Below are 3656 nucleotides of genomic sequence, written 5' to 3'. Positions count from 1 at the left end.
GGCGTCGCCGCGCAACCGGTCGCGAGCGAGCAGCGCGCCCGCGTAGGCGCCGTCCACCGCGACGTACACCGCGAGCTCGCCGGGCGCGATCGCGGTGCGACGGGCCTCCGGTGCGTGCTCGGCGACGAAGGCGAACTTGCCGACCACGACCTCTCGTCCGTCGATGCGCGCGACGACGCCGTTCGTGGCCGCCTCACGTGCGGCTGCGGCCTCCCGCAGGCGGATGCCCCGTGCGGTCGCCGCGTCGATCATCGACTCCGCGAGCACGTGCGAGGAGTACTGCTCGGCGGATGCCACGAGCCCGAGCAGTTCGTCCTCGCCGAAAGCGGCCTCGGGCCGCACCGCCACGAGTTCGGGCGAGCCGTGCGTGAGCGTGCCCGTCTTGTCGAACACCGCGGTGCGGGCGCGGGCGAGCAGCTCGAGCACGCCGCCGCCCTTCACGATCACGCCGTTCCGCGCCGCGCGGCTCATGCCGCCGATGAACGCGACGGGCGCGGCGATGAGGAGCGGACAGGGTGTCGCGAGCACGAGCACCTCGGCGAAGCGCACCGGATCGCCCGAGATCCACCATGCGAACCCCGCGAGCAGCAGTGAGAACGCCGTGAACGGAACCGCGTAGCGATCGGCGAGCCGCACGACCGGCGCCTTGCTCGCGGCGGCCTCGGCGACGAGCGCGACGATCTGCTGGTACTGGCTGTCGGCCGCGCGCGCGCTGGCGGTGATCTCGATGGCGGCGTGGCCGTTCACCGAGCCCGAGAGGAGTCCGTCGCCGCGGTGCTTCTCGACGGGAACGCTCTCGCCGGTGATCGACGACTCGTCGACCGCCGCCTCGTCGGATCGGAGCTCGCCGTCGACGGGCACGATCTCGCTCGGTCGCACGAGCAGCACGTCGCCGGGCTCGACCTCGTCGACGGGCACGTCGACGAAGTGGTCGTCGACCACGCGATGCGCGCGCTGCGGCGCCCGGGTGAGGAGCGCGTCGAGTTCGCGCTTCGCGCGACGTCCGGCGTAGTCCTCGAGCGCCTCGCCGCCGGTCAGCATGAGCACCACGATGAGCGCGGCGACGTACTCCCCCACCACGACGGTGGCCACGATCGCCGTGACGGCGAGGATGTCGAGCCCCCAATGCCCGCGCATGATGTCGCGCACCATGCCCACGGCCTGCCACGCCGCGACGCCCAGCGCGTAGATGCTGAAGATCCACGCGACGAGCCACACCTGCCCGGCGAGCGCGAGGACGATGCCGACGAGCCCGATCGCGAGCGTGAGCGCGACGACGGGGTAGCGACGGACGAGACGGATGCCGCGGGCCATGCCCCCCATCCTCGCTCACCCGCCCGATCCGATCGCGACGAAGGTCCGCTTCCGCGGTCGAGCGCCGGATGACCGCGTCCTCCACCGCAGGAGGCGCACTCGGATGCACGGCAGGCGCGATTGCGGGGCGCCCGGACACGGCGAAGGGCCGGATGCACGGGGCATCCGGCCCTTCGGACCGTTCGAGCGGGGCGGCTCAGGCGCCGAGGCGCGCCTTGAGGTTCGCGTCGATCGTGTTGAGGAACTGCTCGGTGGTCTGGAACTCCTGGTCGGGGCCGACGAGGAGCGCGAGGTCCTTCGTCATGGCACCGGACTCGACCGTCTTGATGACGACGTCCTCGAGCGTGTGCGAGAAGTCGATCAGCTCCTGGTTGCCGTCGAGCTTGCCGCGGTGCGCGAGGCCTCGCGTCCAGGCGAAGATCGAGGCGATCGGGTTGGTCGAGGTGGGCTTGCCCTGCTGGTGCTGGCGGTAGTGGCGCGTGACCGTGCCGTGCGCCGCCTCGGCCTCGACGATGCCGCCGTCGGGCGTGGTGAGCACCGACGTCATGAGGCCGAGCGAGCCGAAGCCCTGGGCGACCGTGTCGGACTGGACGTCGCCGTCGTAGTTCTTGCAGGCCCAGACGTAGCCGCCCTCCCACTTGAGCGAGGCCGCGACCATGTCGTCGATGAGGCGGTGCTCGTAGGTGATGCCGGCGGCGTCGAACTTCTCCTTGAACTCGGTGTCGAAGACCTCCTGGAAGATGTCCTTGAAGCGGCCGTCGTAGGCCTTCAGGATCGTGTTCTTCGTCGAGAGGTACACCGGGTAGTTGCGGTCGAGGCCGTAGTTCAGCGAGGCGCGCGCGAAGTCGCGGATCGAGGCGTCGAGGTTGTACATGCCCATGGCGATGCCCGAGCCCGGGGCCTGGAAGACCTCGAACTGCTGCGGCTCCGAGCCGTCCTGCGGGGTGAACGTCATCGTGAGCGTGCCCGGGCCGTCGAACTTGAAGTCCGTGGCGCGGTACTGGTCGCCGAACGCGTGGCGGCCGACGATGATCGGCTTGTTCCAGCCGGGGACGAGCCGCGGGATGTTCGAGATGATGATCGGCTCGCGGAAGATGACGCCGCCGAGGATGTTGCGGATGGTGCCGTTGGGCGACCGCCACATCTTCTTGAGGCCGAACTCCTCGACGCGCGCCTCGTCGGGCGTGATCGTCGCGCACTTGACGCCGACGCCGTGCTGCTTGATCGCGTTGGCCGCGTCGACCGTGATCTGGTCGTCGGTCTCGTCGCGCTTCTGGATGGAGAGGTCGTAGTACTCGAGGTTGACGTCGAGGTACGGGTGGATGAGCTGGTCCTTGATGGCCTGCCAGATGATGCGGGTCATCTCGTCGCCGTCGAGTTCGACGACGGTGCCTTCGACCTTGATCTTCGACAAGGGTCGGTCTCCTTGGGATCTCGTGGGATTGCTTGGGAAGCGAGGAAGTCTCGGGGGTGTCCGACACGCCGCCGACCAGCTTACCGCGTCGCCGGAATATCTCGACATCGAGAGATCGAGGCGGCGACGCGCGGCTGCGACGTCACCGCAGACGACCGGCATCCCGCCGACGCGGCGCCGGCCGGCGGCGTTCCATCCGGTCGCATGAGGGTTACCGGCGCGCCACCTCATGCGGTTAGGCTGCGATGCATGGCTGATCTGCGACTCGAAGAACTGAACGCGACGAACATCGTCGCCGCGAACACCCTGTCGCTGAAGCCGGGCCAGGAGCAGTTCATCGCACCGGTCACCTACGCCGCCGAGTCCTCCGTGGTGAACCCCGCGACCGCGTGGCAGCGCGTCGCGCTCAACGACGACAAGGTCGTCGGCTTCATCCACGGCAACTTCGACCCCGAGAACGAGCACGAGGAGTTCCGGGCCTGCATCTGGCGCATCAACGTCGACGCCGAGGCGCAGGGCAAGGGCGTCGGCCGGTTCCTCGCGCACGCGCTCGCCGAGGAGGCCAAGCGCCGCGGGTTCGACCGCATCACCGTGCTGTGGGAGCCGGGCGAGGGCGGACCGGGCGAGTTCTTCCACCGCATCGGCTTCCGCGACGTCGGCGAGACCCAGTACGGCGACGTCATCGGCGCGCTCGAGCTCGCCGGCTGAGCAGGCCCGCGCGACCGGATCCAGGGGCGACGGATGCCGCGTGACGGCGAGGGCTTCGTCGACGCCGTGCTCGCCGTGGTGTCCGACATCCCGCCCGGCACGGTGATGACCTACGGCGACGTCGCCGCGACGCTCGGCTCGCGCGGAGCGCGCGCCGTCGGCCAGGTCATGGCGCGCTACGGCGGCGACGTGCCCTGGTGGCGCGTCGTCCGCGCGGGGG

At 70.2% G+C, this 3656-nt stretch carries 4 protein-coding genes; 2 read left to right on the top strand and 2 right to left on the bottom strand.

What is annotated here, in order from left to right; all coding sequences use genetic code 11:
* Together ESO86_RS13445 and ESO86_RS13440 are read right to left on the bottom strand one after the other, a co-directional pair.
* On the bottom strand, positions 1–1314 hold a 1314-nt coding region (locus ESO86_RS13445), incomplete at its 3' end, for an HAD-IC family P-type ATPase (protein WP_129235473.1).
* A 196-nt stretch (positions 1315–1510) separates the two neighbouring features.
* Entirely contained in the window at positions 1511–2728 is a 1218-nt protein-coding gene (locus ESO86_RS13440) for an NADP-dependent isocitrate dehydrogenase (protein ID WP_129235472.1), read from the bottom strand.
* A 249-nt stretch (positions 2729–2977) separates the two neighbouring features.
* On the opposite strand from ESO86_RS13440, the gene ESO86_RS13435 reads away from it, so the two are divergent.
* On the top strand, positions 2978–3436 hold the full coding sequence (locus ESO86_RS13435; protein ID WP_129235471.1) for a GNAT family N-acetyltransferase: 459 nt from the start codon (positions 2978–2980) through the stop codon (positions 3434–3436).
* A gap of 33 nt (positions 3437–3469) precedes the next feature.
* The coding region (locus ESO86_RS13430; protein ID WP_165307824.1) for an MGMT family protein at positions 3470–3656 on the top strand (187 nt) is incomplete at its 3' end.

The organism is Agromyces binzhouensis, assembly GCF_004135055.1.
In the GTDB taxonomy this organism is placed as follows: Bacteria; Actinomycetota; Actinomycetes; order Actinomycetales; family Microbacteriaceae; genus Agromyces; species Agromyces binzhouensis.
Note: the sequence above shows the minus strand (reverse complement) of the source record. Positions and strands in the feature narration are given on the sequence as shown.